This is a genomic window from Eggerthella sp. BIOML-A4 (assembly GCF_009875575.1).
GTDB classification, from domain to species: Bacteria; Actinomycetota; Coriobacteriia; order Coriobacteriales; family Eggerthellaceae; genus Eggerthella; species Eggerthella lenta.
Genome location: NZ_WWRX01000006.1, coordinates 224,534 through 244,920, shown reverse-complemented (window position 1 = coordinate 244,920; position 20,387 = coordinate 224,534). Strand labels below are relative to the sequence as shown.

Here is a 20,387-nt window from a genome sequence, read left to right as displayed (position 1 = left end):
CCCCCCCCCCCGCATTACGTCAATAGAGAGCCTTGCCAAAGGCGCAACACTGCGAGAGGCTGAGAAGGCCGTTTCCCCGCGATCGAAACCAGAGGTCGGAAATCGTGCCGACGCCAACCTCGAACCGCACGTTCGTCAACCGTCGATTCGGCAACGGACACGGAAACCAGCTTGCAGGGGTTCTCGGGCTTTTAGCCGCGTCTGACGGCGGGTGAGCAGCGCGACACTGCGCCGATAAAAAGCGGCCCCCGATTTCCTTTCGGAAATCAGGGGCCGCAAAACCGCTCGGATAGATAGTTATCTGTGCGTTATCGCTACTCTGAGTCGACTGCGGGAGCCGGCTGAGCAGCCGTCTCGTTCGCAGCGACCGGCTGCTCCACGTTCACGATGGCATGATCGAGCAGCCACTGGTTCGCCTTCATGCGCTCGGCGGCCTCGCGCAGAGCGAAGCCGCGGCCGTTCTCCTGCATCTCGCGCTTCACGGCGTCCGGGTTCTGCGGGTTCATCGAACGGCAGGCGGCGTCGATGTCCTCGTCGGTGAGGGTCATCTTCTCGTGACGGAACAGCGCGTCCAGCGCGTAGCCCTGCACGAGCATCTCGCGGGTCTGCATCATCATGATCATGCCGAACTGCTGCTCGCCGCCCTGGCTTTGCACGAACTGCTCGAAGGGGATGCCCTGCTGCTGCAGCTGGCCGCGCAGGTTGGACACGAGCGTCTGCTGCATGGCCTCGTACACCTCGTCCTGAATGCGGCCCTCGAAACGCTTGGCCAGCTCGGATGCCGCAACCTGCAGCTTGTACGCCTCGTACTGGGCGCGACGGTCGGCCGTCAGGCGATCGGTTATGCCGCCGCGCAGAGCGGCCGCATCGCGGTACATGGGCAGGTTCTTGGCCACCCATTCGTCATCGATGGCGGGGACGACCTTTTTCTGCATCTCCTTGACGGTGACGGTGCAGTCGACGGTGTCGCCCTTGTCGTCGGCGTTCATGCCGGGCAGGTCGAAGGAGAACGACTTCGTTTCGCCCACGTTCATGCCGATGAGATGCTTCTCGAAGTCCTCGGGCATGAGGCCCATGCCGGTGAGGTACGTGCGGCCTTCGGTGGACAGGTTGTCCATCTTCTCGCCGTTCTGGAAGGCTTCGAGCGCCAGCAGGAAGCCGTCGCCTTTCTCCACCGGGTGCGGCTCGTCCGACACGAACTCCGCGTAGCTCTCGGCGATCTGCGCGATCTGCTCCTCGACCTCGGCCTGCTCGATCTCGAAAGGCGGCACGGTGATGGACACGGGCTCGTAAGACTTCAGCTCGTAGTCGGGCTTCGGCGTGACGCGAACCTCGAACGAGAAGGTCTGGCCGCGCTTGAGCGGACCGGCGGCCTTCGGAAGAGCCGGGAACGCCGGCGTGATGTTGCGCTTGTCGATGGCGAACGGCACGAGGTACTCCACGGCCTGCTGCTGCACGATGGCGTCGAGGTCCTTGATGCCCAGCTGCTTCTCGACGGCCTGCTCCACGGACATGCCCGGCGTGGGCTGCACGCCCATCTGCTGGGCGAACCTGTACTGAGCCGCCGTGAGGGCATGGCTGACCTCGGCGGTGGAGGCTACGGCCTCCAGCAGGATGCGTCCGTCGTCGAGCTTCTTTTCGGTTACCTTCATGAAGAGTCCCCTTCTGTTTCGATCGTCAAGCGCTCATTGTAGCGCATTACTCGTTCGACTTGAGGCTTTCCACCATGTCGATGCGGCGCAACTTGCCGCGCATGGCCAGCATCACGAGCACAGTGAACAGCATGGTCAGCAGAAACGCCAGCAGGAAGCTGGTCGGGTGTATGGCACGGCCGAACATGATCTGATCCACCTCGGCCGTGACCACGACGAAGCCTTCCATCCACACGCCCAGCACGAGACCGACCGCGCAGCCGATGGCCGCCAAGAGGAATATCTCGCGGAAGATGTAAGCGTTCATCTCACGCGGCGTGAAGCCGAGCACCTTGAGGGTGGCGATCTCGCGCATGCGCTCGGTGATGTTGATGTTCGTGAGGTTGTACAGCACGATGAACGCGAGCGCCGCCGCCGCGGTGACCAGCACCACGACAATCATGTTCACGCTCGACATCATGTCGCGGTACGCGTCGATAGTCTCGTCGTTGTACGCCACGGTCTTCACGCCTCCTGCGGCCAGAAGGTCGTTCGAGAACTGCACGCGCAAGTCGGGGTCGGACGTGGTGACGGCCAGCACGGTGCGGTAGTCGGGAGCCTTGCCCATAAGCTGCTCGTAGAGGGCAGGACCCATATAGGCGTAATGGTACACGTAGTTCTCGACGATGCCCGTGACCGTGGCCTCGTAGGACGTGCCGGTCGCGTTGCCGATGGCATCCTGCTCGGTCAGCGTGACGGCATCGCCTGCGCGCACGCCCAACTCCGCCGCCAGCTTCTCGGTGAGCACGAGGCCGTCGTCGTCCAGCTTCACCGGATGATGGCCGACGCGGGTGTTCAAGGCCACGAAGCGGTCGAACGATGCCGGATCCTCGGGCACGACCAGCTCCATGCGCTTGTCTTGCTCGTCCGGCCCGCCGGCCAGCATGTTCTGCCGCATGACCAGCGTATGCGCGGTGACGAGCGAGCCGTCGTCGAGCAGGTCGTCGATACGCCGCTGCTCTTCGCTTGACAGGTCGTCCGCCAGCGTAACGACGGCGTTGTACTTCGTGATCTCGCCGAACTGCTTGTCGATTATATCGTTGATGGCGTTGGACAACCCGAGACCCGTCAGCAAGAGCGCCGTGCAGCCCGCGATGCCGATGACCGTCATGACGAAGCGCTTCTTGTAGCGGAACAGGTTGCGGAACGTCACTTTCCACGAGAACGAGAGATGCCGCCACAGCGGACCGATGCGTTCGAGTACTATGCGCTTGCCCGCCTTCGGAGCGCGCGGCAGCATGAGCTGCGCCGGGCGCTCGCGCAAGGTGGCGGCGACGGCGGCCCAGGTGGCGAACAGCGTGACGCCGACGCCGAGCCCGGCTGCAAGCCCGGCGAACCCAGGATCGACGGGCAGCGGGAGCGGCAGCTCGGGCACGAAGTATATGATGCCGTAGGCCTTCATGATGACGGCGGGCAGCACTTGGGACAGCGCGAGGATGCCCAGAATGCTGCCGATCCCGCTGGCCGCGGCTGCGTATGCGAGGTATTTGGAGGCGATGCGCGTGCGACGGTAGCCAAGCGCCTTGAACGTGCCGATGAGGGCACGCTCCTCCTCCACCATGCGCGTCATGGTGGTGAGGGCCACGAGAGCCGCCACGAGGAAGAAGATGAACGGGAACACCGCGGCGATGCTGTCCACGCGGTCGGCGTCCGCCTCGAAGCTGGCTGCACCGTAGTTCGCCGTGCGGTCCATGACCAGCCATTCGGGGCGCTCCAGATCGTCGATCTGCTTCTGGGCGTCGTCGAGGCGACGCTCGGCGTCCGCCAGCTGCGCATCGGCGTCGGATTTCTTCTGCTCGTATTCGGCGAGGCCGCTGTCGTAGTCGGCGCGACCTTGTTCGAGCTGGGCGCGGCCGTCCTGCAGCCGAGCGGCGGCGTCGTCGAGCTGCTGCTGAGCCGCGGCGATCTGCGCGTCGGCTTGCGAGCGCGATGAGGCGAGATCGGCGCGCGCCTGATCAAGCTTCCGGGCGCTCGCGTCGAACTGAGCCTTCCCCCCTTCGTAGGCGGCCTGCTGCTGTTCGAGCTCGACCTTGGAGGAGTCCAAGACGTCCTGCTTGCCCTGGAGCTCGGCGCGCGCTGCCTCCAGCTTGGGCTTCTGCACGTTGACGAGATCGTCGAGGGTGGCCTGGACGAGAGCCATCTGCGCCCGGAGATCCTGCTGTTGCGCTTTGAGGGCGTCTTGCTCGGCGCGCAGTTCGGCGATCTTCTGCGCGTCCTTGTCGGGATCGAGCTGCTTGATCTGCTCCTCCAGCGCGTCGATGCCCTTCTGGATCCGGTCGACGCCGGCCGCTGCGTCGGCGACGCCGGCCTGCGCCCGAGTTATGCCCGCGTCAAGCTCGTCGGATTGCCGCTGCCAATCGCCCCACGCCGCCGCGAGGGCGTCGGCGCCCTGCTGCCACTGAGCCCGGGCCGCTTGGAGCTGCCCTGCGGCATCGTCCAACTGCGGGCGCTGCGCGTCGAGCTGCGCCTGCCCTTCGGCTATCTGCCGTTCGGCATCGTCCAGCTGCGCCTGAGCGCTCGCACGCCGGCTCGCCAGCTCGGACGCGCCGCTGTCGTAGGCCGCCTGGCCGTCGGCCAGCCCCTGCTCGCTTGCGGCGATCGTCGCGGCGGCATCGTCGAGCTGGCGCTTCGCATCGTCCAGTTGCGACTGCGCGTCGGCCCTCTCGCGCTCGTAGTCGGCACGCTTCTCGTCGAGCTCCTTCTGCGCATCGGACTTCAGCTGATCGACACGTGCCTGCTCGCGCTCGGGCGCAAGCGCCTTGATGCGATCCGCCACTTCGTCTACGAGCCGCTGGTAGGCGTCGCTCGACGCGCGTTCGTTCGCCACCCCGCGCACCGCGAGGTACGCCTCGGTATAGGGAAGATCGGCCGAGAAGTCGCTCTCGGGCACGTACATATACTGTTGGATGGAGCCCGAACCCAGCGTGGTCTCGCCCATGCTCGAAGACGTTGCGTAGTACGGAGCGTTCACAAAGCCCGTCACCGTGTACGTGCGCGTGACGAGGGTCTGGTCCACGTCCTGCACGCCCTCGGTGATGGTCAGCGTGTCGCCGACGGCGATGGCGTCGTTCTCCACGAGGTTGGCCGACAGCACGCACTCCCCCGTCTTCTGCGGCCACGAGCCCCGGACGAGGAGGGGACGGTTCAGATAGTCGGGGTCGTCGGAACGCGCATGCACGCCGTCGGAGGTGTCGCTCGTGCGCGCCGCATCGGGCAGCGAATGCACGCGCGTGGCGTACTGTTCGCCGTCGATAGAGGCCATGACGTCGGTCTCGCGCGCGGGCATCACAGCCTCGACTCCCTCGACGTGGCGCAGCGCCGCGATGTCGTCGTCGGTGAGGCCGAGGGTCGAAAGCACGCGGATGTCCATGAGCGACGTGCCGTCGAAGTACTCGTCGGCCGCCAGCTTCATATCAGGCGCGGTCATGCGCAGGCCGGCGTAGAAGCCCGTGCCCAGCGCGACGATGGCGGCGATGGCCAGGAAGCGCCCGAGCGAGTGGGTGATCGAACGCAGGGTCTCAGTGTTGAACGCGCTTTTCACGACGCGCCGGCTACCACTCGATCGCCTCGGCGGAAACAGGCGCCTCGTTCACTTCGACGCTCGCAACGCGTCCTTCACGGATGTGGATCACCCGGTCGGCGATGGCGGTGAACGCGGAGTTGTGCGTGATGAGCACCACCGTCTTGCCCGTGTCGAAGCACGTGTCCTGCAACAGCTTCAGGATGGCCTTGCCCGTGCGGTAATCGAGCGCGCCGGTGGGCTCGTCGCACAGCAGGAGCTTAGGGTTCTTCGCCAGCGCACGGGCGATGGCCACGCGCTGCTGCTCGCCGCCGGAAAGCTGCGCCGGGAAGTTGTCCAGGCGATGGCCCAGGCCCACCTGCTTGAGCACGGTTCCCGCATCGAGCGGATCCTTGCAGATCTGGCTGGCAAGCTCCACGTTCTCAAGCGCCGTGAGGTTCTGCACGAGATTGTAGAACTGGAAGACGAACCCGATATCGTAGCGACGGTAGTACGTGAGCTCCTTCTCAGAGAATGCGCTGATCTCGCGACCGTCGAGCATGATGGTTCCCGACGAGCAGGCGTCCATCCCGCCCAACATGTTCAAAAGCGTCGTCTTGCCCGCGCCCGAGGGGCCCACGACCACGACGAGCTCGCCGCGCTCGATGTCGAAGGTCATGCCGTCGACGGCAGCCACCTCCACCTCGCCCATGCGGTACACCTTGCGCACGTCGCGAAACTCCACGAACGCCATGTCGCCCTTCTTCCGTCAGCCCGAATACCGGTTTCCCTCACCATACACGAACCCACATCCCAACGCCAGCGACAACACGCCTGCCCTGCGAACAAATTCCACGGATCCGATCAACGGCTCGCAGCTTGCCGGATGCAATGCGCAGGTTATGGCAAAAGTGCGAGATTTCTTGTTCTTTCAATCCCCCTATGACCTCAAGGCCGCCAGTCATGGTATTTCTTTGCTCGAACGTTATCTTGATGGGCTGCGTCCTGGCAATACGAATCCAAGCCGCTCCCCCTCCCTGCAGGAGCAAAGCGTGATCTCGCTACTCTTTTGAAAGGCTCGTCATGAATGAGACGGTTCTCATAGTCGAAGACGATTCGGATATTATCGAAATCCTGAGCCTCTATCTATGCGGTAGCGACTACCAAGTCGAAACCGCTGCGAACGGAAAGCTGGGACTCGAGCTGCTTGAGCGCAAGTCCCCTTCCGTCATACTCGTGGATTTGATGATGCCCGAAATGAACGGGTTTGACTTCATCAAGGAAGCTCGCTCGGTTTCGAACGCGCCCATCATCATCATTTCGGCGCGCAGTCAGCCCACCGACAAGATGCTCGGCTTGGATTTGGGTGCCGACGGGTACATCACGAAGCCGTTCGACCCGATCGAAGTGCTGGCCTACATTCGCGCGGTTCTCAGACGCTGCAACGCATTGTCCGCAAGCGGCCCAAGCAACATTTCACCAGACGGTTCGGTCGTGCGCATGGGCGCCATAGAATTCGACAAAGAGTCCTTGATCGTTCGGAAGAACAACAACGTGGTTTCCTTTACGGCCTCGGAATTGAAGATATTCAGCAAACTGTTCTCCTCGCCCGGCCGCGTGTACACGAAGGCGCAATTGTATGAACTGATCAGCGCTTCCTCGCATGGCGGAGGCGAGGACAGCATCATGGTTCACATATCCAACATCCGCTCTAAGATAGAAGACGATCCCAACAATCCGGCGCATATCGTTACGGTTCGTGGATTGGGATATCGTTTTGAGGGCTGATGCGACATCGGTGAAGCTGGGGGTGGAGTCGCTGCTTTCCAGCTTGGCGTTTCGGTGCATGTCGATCGTGCTTGTTTATGCGGTCTTGATCATGGGCCTGTTTTCGGCTGTCGGCTACCTCGCGGACTCGCGCCTCAACAGCGCGTTTCCTTCCATCGACGATCTGGAGGAAAACAGGGTCGCGCTGGAAAACGACTCTTTCAACGAATTGAGAAACTCGATACCGCCATCTGCTCAGATGGTGATATTCGATCAGAACGGGAACCGCCTCTATGCCAGCGATGACGATGTCGCCAAATCGATCGACGCCAACGACCTGGAAATCATCAACGGAACCGAAGAAGATCAGGTGTTCTACGAGGTTTTGCAGCGCTTCGATGCCCGCTACGGCACCGTATATGAAATAAACTTATGCGGAATGAGCGGAATCGGGAGTTCGAAGATAGTCTTGTCCTCATGTGTTTGCAAGCTTGATGGAACGATCGTCGAAGGCGACCTGTTCGCCGGTCGAGAATCGCTGAGCAAGCGGGAGCTTTCCCTGATAAACGGGGAATTCAGCGCAAACAAATCTATCCAGAAGCTCGAATACGTTACCGTCGACAATCAGCCCCGCACCCTTGTTTTTATCTCCTCGAATGTGAGCGAAGCAACATACGATGAGCTGATCAGCCAAAATGGGATGATTTGGCTTTCTTCTATCCCTGTCGCGATTGCCTTCACGGCAATTGCCGCCGTGGTGCTCGTGAGAATGATACGCAGGGCGGCAAAGCCGCTCGACGCTGCCATTACCGCATGCAAGGAAGGCGGCGAAAGCCCCGACGGCATGCATCGCGTTCCAGCTGAGCTGGTGCCGACATACGATAATTTTCTCGAGCTGATGGAGGAGCTTAAGGCCGCGCAAAACGACAAGCAGCGCATCGTTTCGGATATTTCGCATGATCTGAAAACGCCGTTGACGGTGATAAGGGGGTATGCGCAGGCATTCGAGGACGGATGCGTGCCGCCCGAAAAAGCCGGAGAGTATCTGAGGGCAATGAAGGAAAAAACGGACGAAGCCTCCCAGCTCATCGATTCGCTGTTTCTTTACGCCAAAACGAACCACCCCTCGTACAGCCCTCAGCTTGTGCGGATGGACGTTTGCGAAGCGGTTCGTCGCATTGCGGTGGAAATGCTTCCGACTATCGAACAGCGCGCCTGCCGCCTTGACGCGGCAATCCCCGACGATCCCATTTGGGTGCGCGCCGACGGCTCGTTGCTGGCGCGCGTGCTTGGCAACCTGATCAACAATGCATGCGTGCATAATCCTGGCGGCGTTACCGTTCGATTGACCTGCAAACGCACTGAAAGCGAGGCGGTGATCGCCGTAGCGGATGACGGCGCGGGAATTCCCGAATCCATACGCGACCATGTGTTCGAGCCGTTTGTGACCAGCAATGACGCACGCGAATCGGGCAAGGGCACCGGCTTGGGGCTTTCCATCGCCAAACGTTTCATAGACTTGCAGGGTGGAACGATTGCCGTTTCAGCTCGGCCCGAAGAAGACTTCGAAACCGAGATCGTCGTGACTCTTCCGCTGGCATAGCCCCTTTCGTTAAGAAACCTTAAGGCTGTCTTCAGCCTAAGCAAAGGATGGCTTTTCATAGTGAAAAGCGTATGTCCTTTGCTTGAAGGAGAGCTATGAAGAATCCTCTGATACGCTGCGTCGCGCTGCTTGCGCTGCTGCTTGGCCACATCGGACTGGCGGGATGCGCCGCAACCCAGGAAAAGCATGCTGAAAACGATTCCATCGACAACGAATTGGCGGACGCGAGATACGATGAGCCCGAAGAGCGCGTTTTGGTCTCAGACGATCGGAGCAACGGAAAAGCGTCGAAGGAGATAGCTTGCTGGGGCGACAGCATGACCGAAGGAGCCGGTCGCGATCCAGCCGTGATCGCGACCGGCGACGGCGTCTTCGATGCCAGCTATCTGTCGTATCCTGACGTACTTCAAAAACTGACGGGCATGACCACCTGCAATTTCGGCGTGTCGGGCGCGACATCCGAAGAGATCGGCATTATGCAAGGAGCCATCGAGGCCGATGACGAGGACGAGCGCCTCTTCATCGATGAGGAAGTGGCCGAGCTGGCAAAACAGCATACGGGAACGATACTGGTGCTGGAAATGGGAAGCAACGGCGGCTGGGACGGCGATTACGCAACGCTCATAGAGCAGTACCATGCGATCATCGAAAACTCCGGATGCGAGAACTTCATCATCATCGGCGACACCGACGACCCCGGAACTTCGTTCGGCGATCCAAGTCAAGAGGCTTTCGAGCCGGGCGAGACCGGCCGTCAAACCGAGTGGGAGGCCGCGCTGACCGCAGAATTCGGCGACCGCTTTATCAACATGCGCCAGTTTCTCATCGATGACGGGTTGGCGATCGCAGGGCTTACGCCCACCCGAGAAGATGCAGAAGATGCTGCCGTAGGCTGCATATCCCTGCAGCTACGCTCAGACTGGACCCATTTGAATTCTTACGGATACTACGCAAAGGCGCAGGCGGTGTACCAGAGAGGCGTTCAATTGGGCTATTGGTAAACCCAAAGAAACCTTTAGAAAGCGTTTAGGAAACGAAAAGGTTGCTCTCTTACTGTGGAACACGAGGCAAATACGTAAGAGAGGTTTCCCATGAAATCCAAGAGCAATGTGCTGGAGTATCTGGCCGAGGCCGCGAAGCGGCGGCCCGGCGATACGGCCGTTGTCGACGAGTTCGGCAGCTATACCTACAAGCAGTTGCAGGACGATAGCGCAGCGTACGGCGCAGCGCTATCCGAATACGACGTGGCAAATCGGGGCGTGGTCATCATGGTGGAAAAATGCTATGACACGCTTGCCATCATGCTGGGCACGCTGTTCGCATCCGGATATTACGTGCCGGTCGATCCATCGGTTCCCCCCGTGCGACTTGCGCACATCGTCGCGACATTGGGAAGCCCGCTCTTGGTGGCCGACGAGGAAGCCCTGCGGGGCCTTCAACTCGAAGACGCGTGCAAGATCGTTTCCTTGGAGGAGCTGCATAGCCAGCGCGCCGGGATACAGCAGCGCGACGCGGTCGAGCCGGCATCGCTTTCGATCGACCCGGCATACGTTCTGTTCACCTCCGGATCAACGGGCGTCCCCAAAGGCGTAGTTGTCAGCCATGGAGCCATCATCAGCTTCATCGACGAATTCGTTTCGGAATTCGAATTCGACCGCAGCGATCGGTTCGCAAACCAAGCGCCATTCGACTTCGACGTGTCCGTCAAAGATATTTTCGGAAGCTTGGCGGTGGGAGCGACGCTCGTCATCGTGCCGCGCCGCTTGTTCATGCAGCCGAAAGCCTTGGTTGAGTTTCTGGACGAGCAGCGCGTGACCGTGATGGTTTGGGCGGTCGCGGCTTTGTGCATGGTGAACACATTTCGCGCAATTACAAGCGATTCGCTTACCACGGTTCGAAAAGTGCTGTTCAGCGGCGAGATAATGCCACTTGCCCACTTGAAATCCCTGCTTGCGTCTTTGCCGGACGCCGAGTTCGTCAACCTGTACGGCCCAACCGAGATCACCTGCAACTGCCTGTACCATCGCGTCGACCGCGCAAAAGACGGCGCCGCCGAGCTTCCCCTGGGAAAAGCATTCGGGCACTGCGAAGTCCTGGCGGTCGACGAGGAGGGACGGCGCATCGTCGAGCCGGGCCAGAAAGGCGAGATCATCGTGCGAGGACCCTCGTTGGCGTTGGGATATATCGGCAATCGAGAAGCGACGGAAAAGGCGTTTGCGCCCAATCCCCTCAATTCCCTTTACGGCGAGCGCGTGTACCGCACGGGAGACAGCGCGATGCTGACGGACGAGGGCGATCTGGTCTTTTGCGGTCGCAAAGACAATCAGATCAAGTACCGAGGACACCGAATCGAGCTGGAAGAGATCGACAAGGCGTTCGAAGGGTTCTCCGACGTCGACAGGTGCCGATGCGCCTTCGATTCCAAAAAGAACCGGCTATGCGCGTTCTACGAAGGAACGGCTTGCGAGAAAGAGCTTCCCGGTCGGGCGGCATCATTGCTCCCCGCTTTCATGAGGCCGACGCGCATCGCGAAGGTGCCGAGCATGCCGCTGAACAAGAACGGGAAGGTGGACCGTGCGATGCTCCTGGAATCGCACGGCGAACCGGCGAAGCGCGAGAGGGCTGATCGATGATGATAGACGACGCAACGCTGCAAAACGCGCTGGACGCATGCCCGACGCCTTTGTACCTTTTCGACCAGCAGGTTCTTAACGACCGAATCACCCGGTTACGGGCATCGCTCCCCTCTCGCATCAAGCTCTGCTATGCGATGAAGGCGAACCCCTTCATCGTGCGGGAGGCGTCGGCTCTGGCGGATTGCGTAGAAGCATGCTCGCCGGGCGAGGTGCTCATCTGCGCGAACGCAGGCGTGCCGTTCGAGAAGATCGTGCTTTCGGGCGTGTGGAAGGACCGTCGCTGCTTGGACGATCTGTTCCAAGCGGATCGCATCCCCCATAGATTCACCATCGAGTCTTCCCAACAGTTGAAAGACCTGGTCGAACTCGCTAACGCGTATCGCAGGCGGGTGAACGTTCTTTTCAGGCTGAGCAGCGAAAACCAATTCGGCGTAGACTCCGTCACGCTGAAAGAGCTGATTGCCGGCTGCAAAGACGACCCGTTCATCAGCATCCAGGGTATCCAGTACTACTCGGGCACGCAGAAAACGTCGCTCAAGAAGCTTGATAGAGAGTTGAACAAGCTGCACCGCATCGTGGCCGAAGTGGAAGCCGCTTGCTCGGTGAAGCTGAACGAGATCGAATACGGCCCCGGGCTTCCCGTCGAGTACTTCGACGAGAACGAGGAGCGGGCTCGCAGCGCGCAGGACGAACCCGTTGCCGAGCTTGCAACGCTGCTGGACGGTTTCCCTTTCGAGGGGGACATCGTCCTCGAGCTGGGACGCAGCATCGCAGCGGATTGTGGAGCGTATCTGACCAGCGTCGTCGACGTCAAAACGACGAGCGGGCAAAACTACGCGATCGTCGACGGCGGCATGCATCAGATTTCGTACTACGGGCATTCGATGGCCATGAAGTCCCCTGTTTTCAGGAAGGTCGGCGCAACGGCCGGCGCTGCGCAGCCTTGGAACATCTGCGGAGCGCTTTGCACGGTCAACGACATCATGGCCAAGCAAGCGCCGATCGTCAATTTGTCCGTGGGAGACGTGCTTGCGTTCTCTCGGGCAGGCGCCTACTGCGCAACGGAGGGTCGGGCGCTGTTTTTAAGCCGGGATCTTCCGTCGGTGGTCGTGCGCGACGTTTCGGGAAACATGCGCATTGCTCGGCATCGGCTGGAAACGGCCTCGTTCAATTCATCGAACGGGTCGCAGGATAGATCGACGGAACAGGACGAAAAGGAGAACGGACTATGAAAAATCAAGTTATCGACATTCTCGAAGACATCAACCCGGGCGTGGATCACGAGGCACGCGTCGACCTCGTCGATTCGCGCTGCATCGATTCGCTGACGATGATCGCCTTCGTGGCCGAGCTCGAAGATGCATTCGACGTCGAGATACCCCCCGTCGAGATCGTACCCGACAATTTCAACTCGGTTGAGGCCGTATGCTCCCTGATGGCGCGCCTGCAAGCAGAGCAGGCTTAGCCTGCGCGAATCGCTCGAGTAGGGAATCATTTTAATGACGTCGTACTATTCCGCCCTTTTCTTCACGGCCTTTTTGCCGATTACGGTCATGTTGTACGGCATGGCGCCAAGGCGCTTTAGGTGGGCGGTGCTCCTGCTGGCCAGCTACGGCTTCTTCTTCGCGCTCAGCGGCGCGCTTATCGCGTTCGTCGCCCTGTCGACTGCAGTCGTGTACGCGTGCGCCCGCATGATGGGCGCCAACCTTGCAGAGAAGAACCGGCAACTGGCGACAGCCAGCTCGGGCAAACGCGAGATACGCGAGGCCTGCAAGCGGAAGAACCGCCGTATCGTCTTCGCGGCCGTCGTCGCCAATATCGGCATTCTGGCCGTCCTGAAATACTCGGGGTTCTTCGGGCTGTCGCTGGCTTCCGCGCTGGCGGCGTTCGGCATTTCGATCGACCTTTCCATCCCCAGCTTCGCATTGCCCATCGGGATATCGTTTTACACGTTGATGGCCGTTTCATACGTTGTGGATGTGTATCGCGAACGCACGAAGGCCGACAAGAACCTTGGGCACGTGGCACTGTTCCTGGCGTTTTTCCCAGGAATCATGGAAGGACCGCTCAGCAGATACAACGACGTTGCGCCCAGCCTTATCGCGGGCGAACCGCTTAATCGAAAGAACCTGTACGCAGGAACCTTGCGCATTATGTGGGGCATGGCGAAGAAGATCATCGTCGCGGACCGGCTGAACGCGTTCGTGAAGCCGGTGTTCGACAATTACGGTTCGTACGACGGAGGCGTCATAGCCTTAGCTGCGATCCTGTACACCATTCAGCTGTACTGCGATTTCTCAGGAACGATGGACGTCGCCCTGGGCATGGGCCGCGTGTTCAACGTAACGCTGCCCGAAAACTTCAGGCAGCCGTTCTTCTCCCGCACCGCCTCCGAATTCTGGCAACGTTGGCATATCACGCTGGGCCTGTGGTTCAAAGACTACGTGTACTACCCTATCTCGTTGTCCAAGCCATGCAAGATGCTGACGACCAAGGCGCGCAAGCGTTTCGGAAACAGATACGGTCCGCTTCTGGCAAGCTCCGTTGCGCTGTTCTGCGTGTGGATCGGCAACGGCTTGTGGCATGGCGCCGGCAGCCAGTACATCTTCTTCGGTTTGTACTACTTCGTCCTGATCATGGCGGGCGGCTTGATCGAGCCTCCATGCGCGCGTGCGGCGCAGCACTTCGGCGTCGACCGCAATAGCTGGCCTTATCGAACGTTCCAGACCGTCCGGACGCTGGCGATCATCTTCGTCGGCGAGCTGTTCTTTCGCTCCAACTCGCTTGAGGCGGGGCTTGCCATGATGGGACGGGTTGCGGGCGATTTCACTATCGAAGCCTTTACGACGGGATCGGCGTTGCAAATCGGATTCGGCGTTGGCGACGGCCTCATCGTAACCTTGTTCATGATGCTGGTTCTCGCAGTAGGCGTAGTGAAGGAGCGGGGCTGCAATTTGTGGGAGTGGGCGACTGCGCAAAGCGCGCTCCTGAGATGGAGCCTCGTGATTCTTCTGTTCGTGGGAACCGTGACGTTCGGAGCTTACGGCCTTGGCTACACGCCGGTCGACCCGATGTACGCGCAGTTTTAGGAGCATGCATGAGAGCAGTGAAACTACGCAGCGCCTTCAAGGTGCTTGCGACCGCGGTTTTCGTGGCGGCTGCAACGCTCGGCCTTCTTTGGGCGGTATCGAGCGTCGTCCAGCCGAAAAACAACCAGAAGGAATTCGGCCAGGTTTCAGAAGCCGCCAACGGGATCTTCGGCGAGCCGGGCCACTCCCTCGATGCGATATTCATCGGCGACAGCGAGGCGTACAGCTCGTTCTCCCCGTTGCAGATGTGGGAAGAGCATGGCTTCACCTCGTACGTGAGCGCTACGTCGGGTCAGCGATTGACGTACGGGTACCGATTGCTGGAAAAAGCGCTTCGTTCCCAAAAGCCCAAGGTCGTCGTATTCGAAACGAACTCCATCTACTCGCCGATCAAGCCGGATGACGCAGTTCTGAGCCTTTTCCAGAACAAGCTGCCCGTCTTCGAATACCACGATCGATGGAAGAGCCTGGATGCGCAAGACTTCTTAGGGAAGCCTTCGGCCACATGGAGCGACCCGCTGAAGGGGTTCGTCGTCAACCGCGGGGTGAATCCGGCCGACGCCGTCAATCACATGACGCCGAGCAGCGAGGCGCTGCCGGTAGACGTTATGAACCGCCAGTACATAACCGCCATGGTCGAAGCTTGCAGAGCGAACGGCGCTACTCCCGTGTTCGTCAGCACGCCGAGCACGGTCAATTGGAACACGGCCAAACACAACGGCATGAGCGAGCTGGCCCGGGAACTCGGCGTCGACTATTACGACCTGAACGAAGGGCCCGACAAGGTTCCGATCGACTGGAGCACCGATACGCACGACAAAGGAGACCATCTGAACTTCGACGGAGCAACCAAAGTTTCGGCTTATATGGGAAAGCTCTTATCGGAAAAGTACGGACTTCCCGACCATCGTTCGGACAGCGCCTTTGACCGGTGGAACGCATCGCTTGAAAGATACAAGCAGCAGATTGCCTCCTAGGCAAACCATCTTCAAGGAGGCCAGCCCCCTTTGCGCCCCTCGCGAACAGCTCGACCGCGGATCCGCGCATCTTCCCGTCATGCTCCGGCGACGTAAAGAAGCCTCCCGCCTCTCGAACTTTGCTTCCTTGTCCAAGAAACGGGAGGCGGTTCATAGCGATGCCCTCGTATCATATTGCGCGAAGCCCTATCGTGGAGCGCACGTTTTCTCAGAAGGGCACGAGCACGTTCAGCGCGGCGGGCTCCACGGCGATGTCGAACGAGGTGCCCTCGATGAGCTCGCCGTCCATCTGGGCGGGAGGGGCCTCGTCGAACTCGAGGTGCAGCGTACGGCATCGGCGCAGCTCGATCTGCTTGAAACGAACGTGCTTGCCGCCTTTGGCACGCAGGAAGATGTAGAGGGCGCGCGCTGCGCCGACGGGCGGATGGGCGACGCACACGTCCAAGAGGCCGTCGTCGATGCGCGCGTCGGGGCAGATCTTGAACCCACCGCCGTAATAGGGCCCGATCTGCACGGCGAACGTGACGGATTCCGCCTCCACCGTCTCGCCCCCGTCGAACGACGCGCGGTAGCGCCGCAAGTCGAGATGATGCAGCAGCTGATCGACGCCGCTCTCCATGTACAGGACGGTTCCCGTGCGACCCGTGCGCACACGTCGCTCCATCGTGTCGAGCGCGATGGCGGCGTCCAGGCCGAACGACAGCGTTTCCACGAACCAATGGCCGTTGACGCGTCCGAGGTCTGCAGGGTGCGCTTCGGCTTTCAGCAGCTGGGCGCACGCCTCGTCAACCTTGTTCGAAACGCCGAGCGTGCGCGCGTAATCGTTGCCCGACCCTACGGGTATCACGCCGAGCGCCGGCCGATGCGCAGCCGGGCGCCTCATGAGCCCGCCCGCCACCTCGTGGATGACGCCGTCGCCGCCCAGCGCGATCACCGTCGAGCAGCCTTCGGCGCGCTCGGCGATCTCGGAGGCGTGCCGCGGCCCCGCCGTGCGAGCGAGCACGACCGCGTCCTCCCCCAGCTGGGCGCGCAGCAACCCGACGGCGCGCTGCGCCGCAGCCGCCCCGTTGCCGTTCTGAGCGGCAGGGTTCGCGATGAGCAGGATGGATCCCTCGGATGACAGCATGGGCGCCCTTTCGTCGTTGAAGCGACGAAGCGCGCCGGGCGCTTCGCGACGCGTCTATTATAGGCGAAGGAAACCGGCTGAAAAACCTCCGGCAGCGCCTGACGACCGCCCGGAGGCGAACGAGGCCGCTGCGGCTACGATGCGGTCGAAGCAACCGATCCGAAAGGAGCACTTCGATGTCGGAACTCGTAGCATTGGAAACCCAAGCCCCGAAAGCGGGCTACGCCATGGACGACACGCGCGCGAACGTCGATCCCAAGCCGCAGTTGGAAAGCGACCTCTACCGGGCAGCAGGCAAGCTGGACGGCAAGGCGGCCCTCGTCACCGGCGGCGACAGCGGCATCGGCGCGGCCGTGGCCATCGCGTTCGCCAAAGAGGGCGCCGACGTGGCGATCGCCTACTACTCGTCCGACGACGACGCGCAGGCGGTGGCCGAGCGCATCCGCGAACTGGGACGGCGCGCGCTCGTGTTCAAGGGCGACGTAGGCGACGAGGCGTTCTGCCGCGATATGGTCGAGGGGATCGCGGCCGAATGGGGTCGCCTCGACGTGCTCGTGAACAACGCCGGAGAGCAGACACCGGCCGAGAGCATCCTCGACTTGACCCAAGAGCAGCTGGTCCGCACGTTCCAGACCAACATCTTCAGCATGTTCTACCTGGTGAAAGCCGCACTCCCCCACCTGCCCGAGGGAGGCGCCATCGTGAACACCACGTCGGTGACCGCCTATCAGGGCTCGCCGAACCTGCTGGACTACTCGACCACGAAGGGGGCCATCACCGCGTTCACCCGCTCGCTCTCCGAGAACGAAGACCTCGTGAGCCGCCGCATCCGCGTGAACGGCGTGGCGCCCGGGCCTATCTGGACGCCGCTGAACCCCGCCTCGTACGGGCTCGACAGCGACAAGGTGAAGCACTTCGGCGAGTCGACGCCCATGGGGCGCCCCGGCCAGCCCTACGAGCTGGCGCCCGCCTACGTCTTTCTGGCCAGCGACGATTCCAGCTACGTCTCCGGCCAGGTGATCCACGTGAACGGCGGCACCGTGGTGAACGGGTAGACCTTTTTCAGCGCGGCGGGGCGCGTGGTTCGCGCGGTTCGCCGCGCCTCGAAGGCTTCGCGAAATTCTTACCAGATCCTTTCCCTCGCACGACGTGCTTCTTGCGCGGGTCTTACGTGGCTCGCCTACGATTGAGCGCGTCATACCGTCGATCGAAAGGAAACCATGGATCCCCAACAGCTCGCGTCAGCCTACGACCGCGGCACATTCGGCGTGTCGCGACGCGCGTTCCTCAAGTTGGCCGCCGTCACCGGCGTGTCAGCCGCCGCAGGGATGCTCGTCTTTCCGGAGCAGCAGGCCGCAGCCGCGTTCACGCAGCCCGCAGCCCCGAACTGGCCGCCTTTGTCCGGCGACAAGATCCGCTTCACCGTGCACAGCGACACCCATGTCGGCGCAAGCCCGAACAACAACTACCGCGACAAGATCCCTGAAGCGTTCTCGGCCATCTACGCCATGGCACCCGACGTGGACGCGCATTTCTTCGTGGGCGACTCGGCCGACACCGGCCACCCGGACCAGTACGTCGAGCTCGCGCAACTGCTGAACGCTAGCGCGCGCAAGCCGGTCGGCATCGTCATGGGCAACCACGAGTACTACAACTGGAGCGGCAGCAAGCAGAACGCTCAGGACGCGTTCAAGACGTTCCTCGCCTCGGAGCTGAACGTGCCCGGTTCGTTCCAAATGCCAGGCGGTGCGAACGAAGGCCAGGTGGATGCCGACTTCGCCGTAGGAGGCTACCACGTGCTGGCGGTCGCGCCCGAACCGGGCGGCTACGACAACAGCTGGTACGGAGCGAAGCGCGATTGGATCCTCGAACGCTGCGCGGCCGCGGCGGCGGAGGATCCGGCCAAGCCCATATTCCTGCTCACGCATCACCCTTTCCCGAACACCGTATGGTACTCGGGTTCGAACAGCTGGGACGGCCAGTTCGACGAGAATGCCAACACGGCGCAGTCCGGCGCGTTCTACCAGGAGCTGTGTGAGAAGTATCCGCAGATCATCCACTTCTCCGGCCACACCCACATCCCTATGGCGGACCCGCGCTCCATCTATCAGGACGACGGGTTCACGCTCATCCAAACCGCCACGTTCGCCAATAACTTCTGGATGGAAAACGACGGGCACGACGAAACCGGCAGCGCAGGCGGCCACCCGAACGCCGGCTGGGACGCGAATCAATGCGAACTCGTGGAAATCGACCCGGCGACCAACTCCGTGTCCGTATACCGACTCGACTTCCGCAGCGGATGCGCCCTCGGCGCACCGTGGGTCATCGAGCCGTCGAAGGGAACGACCGCCTTTCGCTACACGCACGCAGGCATGGCCGCGCGCAGCAAGCCGCCCCTCGTGCTGGACGGCGCCGAAGTAGCGGTGATCGAGGAGTCCGTCACGGCGAACGGTGCCTCGTTCAGCGTAAAGGCCGCCCGGGTGGCGCCCGACGCAAGCGGGCTCGAAGACGACATCGTCATTTCGTATCGCGCGGTAGTCGCCTTGGCCGAAGCGCCTGACGCGGCGGTGTACGATGCGCGCTTCATGTCCGACTACTACAAGGCCGAGGTGAACCGCGCCGAGGTGTTCGAGCGTCCGCTGTTCGGCGCGGGGCTTGCCGAGGACACGTCGCACGTGCTGCGCGTGTTCGCCGCGAACCCGTTCGGGAAGGAAACGCTCGTCGGGGAGGCGGCGTTCCGCACGGCGGCCCGGGTAACGCCGGCTCTGGGCAACCCGCTGCTGTCCGTGGACTTCTCCACAGGAAGCCACGCAGATGCCGCGTTGGCGCCGCACAACGCCGTGCCCACCGGCACGCTGACCTACGAGAGCGATTCGTTCGGCGTGCCCGTAGCCGTATTCGACGGCTCATCTGCCGTAGGATACGATTTCACCGCCGACGATTACGCGGCCATCGCGCAAGCCGAAACGATCGAAGTGCTGTTCCAATTCACGGCGAACCCGACGAGCGGCTACTTCGACTTGTTCTCCAGCGCGCAAGGCGCCGGCCAGGACCTCAGCTACTATGCGCCCCAGCTGCAGCACTACGTCAACACGGGATCGGGCTACCGCTGCACCGAAGCCACTGTGCCGCTGAACGCCTGGACGCACGTGCTAGCCACCTACGACGGCGTCACCATGAGCTACTACCTGAACGGGGAGCTCGTATCGACGCTGGACAATCCGGGATCGATCCCTGCGCCCACCGCTTCGGCGACCCGTTGGTTCGTAGGAGCCGACGTCAATTCGAACGGCGAGATGGAGAAGCCCATGACGGGCAAGGTGGCGTTCGCGAAGCTGACGCCCGGCGTGGCGACGGCAGCGCAGGCAGCCGAACTCTACGTGGCGGCTGCGCCCGTTGCGGCGGCGGTCGCGCCCCCGAGCGCCGACGCCATCGGGACGGCGACCGCAGGCGAGGTCTACGCCATCCCCCCGCTGCCGTTCGCCGACGCGAACGGACGGGAGCTGCAGGGCATCCCGTCGGTCGTCGGTCCCGACGGGTCGGCGGTGGACGTCGTCAGGACGGAGGCCGAGGGGGTCGCCGCCTACCGCTTCACGCCCGCCGTCGAAGGCGCGCACACGGTGACGTACGCCGCCGGCTACGCGCAGCGGCCCGCGTTCGAGCTGGCCGTGGCCGCCGCCGCGACGCCCGATCCCGACCCGGAACCCGATCCCTCGCCCGACCCGGAGCCGACGCCCGACCCGGAGCCGGAACCCGATCCCGAACCCGAGCCGACGCCCGATCCTGCGCCGGAGCCCTCCCCCGCTCCCGACGCCTTCGCGCCCGAAGTCGTCACGTCTACGCCAACGCCGCAAGCGAAGAAGCTGGCCCGGACGGGCGACCCCGTCGCCATCGGTGGCATCGTCGTCGGCGTCGCCGCCACCGCCGGAGCCGCCATCTGCGTGGCCCGCAGCCTCATCAAAGGCGAGTTGAGCGAGGAAGAGTAGCCCCCCCCCC

The 20,387-nt window shown here is 62.1% G+C and carries 15 protein-coding genes; 11 read left to right on the top strand and 4 right to left on the bottom strand.

Annotated elements, in window-relative coordinates; genetic code table 11:
• Positions 1 to 314: 314 nt before the first annotated feature.
• The 3 genes from GT613_RS07740 to GT613_RS07730 are packed head-to-tail and all read right to left on the bottom strand — an operon-like array spanning position 315 to position 5,944.
• Positions 315 to 1,652 (bottom strand): trigger factor, encoded by a 1,338-nt coding sequence (locus GT613_RS07740; protein ID WP_009306361.1) that lies wholly within the window; start codon positions 1,650 to 1,652, stop codon positions 315 to 317.
• A 46-nt stretch (positions 1,653 to 1,698) separates the two neighbouring features.
• Positions 1,699 to 5,232: an FtsX-like permease family protein gene (locus GT613_RS07735; protein ID WP_114550124.1), complete on the bottom strand. Its 3,534-nt coding sequence runs from the start codon at positions 5,230 to 5,232 to the stop codon at positions 1,699 to 1,701.
• Positions 5,233 to 5,242: 10 nt separating this feature from the next.
• On the bottom strand, positions 5,243 to 5,944 hold the full coding sequence (locus GT613_RS07730) for an ABC transporter ATP-binding protein (protein WP_009306363.1): 702 nt from the start codon (positions 5,942 to 5,944) through the stop codon (positions 5,243 to 5,245).
• Between GT613_RS07730 and GT613_RS07725 the strand changes: the two genes are divergently transcribed.
• The 9 genes from GT613_RS07725 to GT613_RS07685 all read left to right on the top strand — a co-directional run bounded on the left by GT613_RS07725 (position 5,943) and on the right by GT613_RS07685 (position 15,262).
• On the top strand, positions 5,943 to 6,263 hold the full coding sequence (locus GT613_RS07725) for an Ldh family oxidoreductase (protein WP_139019509.1): 321 nt from the start codon (positions 5,943 to 5,945) through the stop codon (positions 6,261 to 6,263). The genes GT613_RS07730 and GT613_RS07725 overlap by 2 nt on opposite strands.
• 10 nt (positions 6,264 to 6,273) lie before the next feature.
• On the top strand, positions 6,274 to 6,978 hold the full coding sequence (locus GT613_RS07720) for a response regulator transcription factor (RefSeq protein ID WP_021410442.1): 705 nt from the start codon (positions 6,274 to 6,276) through the stop codon (positions 6,976 to 6,978).
• Positions 6,950 to 8,560: a sensor histidine kinase KdpD gene (locus GT613_RS07715; RefSeq protein WP_114518071.1), complete on the top strand. Its 1,611-nt coding sequence runs from the start codon at positions 6,950 to 6,952 to the stop codon at positions 8,558 to 8,560. Before GT613_RS07720 ends, GT613_RS07715 begins: the two co-directional genes overlap by 29 nt.
• Before the next feature lie 95 nt (positions 8,561 to 8,655).
• Complete coding sequence (locus tag GT613_RS07710; RefSeq protein ID WP_021410439.1) at positions 8,656 to 9,561, top strand: GDSL-type esterase/lipase family protein; 906 nt, start codon at positions 8,656 to 8,658, stop codon at positions 9,559 to 9,561.
• Between the two features lie 90 nt (positions 9,562 to 9,651).
• The gene (locus GT613_RS07705; RefSeq protein ID WP_114518070.1) at positions 9,652 to 11,193 is read left to right on the top strand and encodes an amino acid adenylation domain-containing protein; all 1,542 of its coding nucleotides are present in this window, start codon (positions 9,652 to 9,654) and stop codon (positions 11,191 to 11,193) included.
• Positions 11,190 to 12,428, top strand: a complete 1,239-nt coding sequence (locus GT613_RS07700) for an alanine racemase (RefSeq protein ID WP_114518069.1) — start codon at positions 11,190 to 11,192, stop codon at positions 12,426 to 12,428. Before GT613_RS07705 ends, GT613_RS07700 begins: the two co-directional genes overlap by 4 nt.
• Positions 12,425 to 12,661, top strand: coding sequence for an acyl carrier protein (locus tag GT613_RS07695; protein WP_009306369.1), 237 nt, complete (start codon positions 12,425 to 12,427; stop codon positions 12,659 to 12,661). Before GT613_RS07700 ends, GT613_RS07695 begins: the two co-directional genes overlap by 4 nt.
• A gap of 34 nt (positions 12,662 to 12,695) precedes the next feature.
• The gene (locus tag GT613_RS07690; protein WP_114550686.1) at positions 12,696 to 14,285 is read left to right on the top strand and encodes an MBOAT family protein; all 1,590 of its coding nucleotides are present in this window, start codon (positions 12,696 to 12,698) and stop codon (positions 14,283 to 14,285) included.
• 8 nt (positions 14,286 to 14,293) lie between these two features.
• Complete coding sequence (locus tag GT613_RS07685) at positions 14,294 to 15,262, top strand: DUF362 domain-containing protein (RefSeq protein ID WP_114550121.1); 969 nt, start codon at positions 14,294 to 14,296, stop codon at positions 15,260 to 15,262.
• A 208-nt stretch (positions 15,263 to 15,470) separates the two neighbouring features.
• Here the strand turns inward: GT613_RS07685 and GT613_RS07680 are convergent, their stop codons facing one another.
• Positions 15,471 to 16,388 (bottom strand): diacylglycerol kinase family protein, encoded by a 918-nt coding sequence (locus GT613_RS07680; RefSeq protein WP_114550120.1) that lies wholly within the window; start codon positions 16,386 to 16,388, stop codon positions 15,471 to 15,473.
• Positions 16,389 to 16,564: 176 nt separating this feature from the next.
• Between GT613_RS07680 and GT613_RS07675 the strand changes: the two genes are divergently transcribed.
• Both GT613_RS07675 and GT613_RS07670 read left to right on the top strand, forming a co-directional pair.
• Positions 16,565 to 17,443, top strand: a complete 879-nt coding sequence (locus GT613_RS07675) for a glucose 1-dehydrogenase (protein WP_114518065.1) — start codon at positions 16,565 to 16,567, stop codon at positions 17,441 to 17,443.
• 165 nt (positions 17,444 to 17,608) lie between these two features.
• The gene (locus tag GT613_RS07670) at positions 17,609 to 20,377 is read left to right on the top strand and encodes a metallophosphoesterase (RefSeq protein ID WP_161172576.1); all 2,769 of its coding nucleotides are present in this window, start codon (positions 17,609 to 17,611) and stop codon (positions 20,375 to 20,377) included.
• Positions 20,378 to 20,387: the final 10 nt, after the last annotated feature.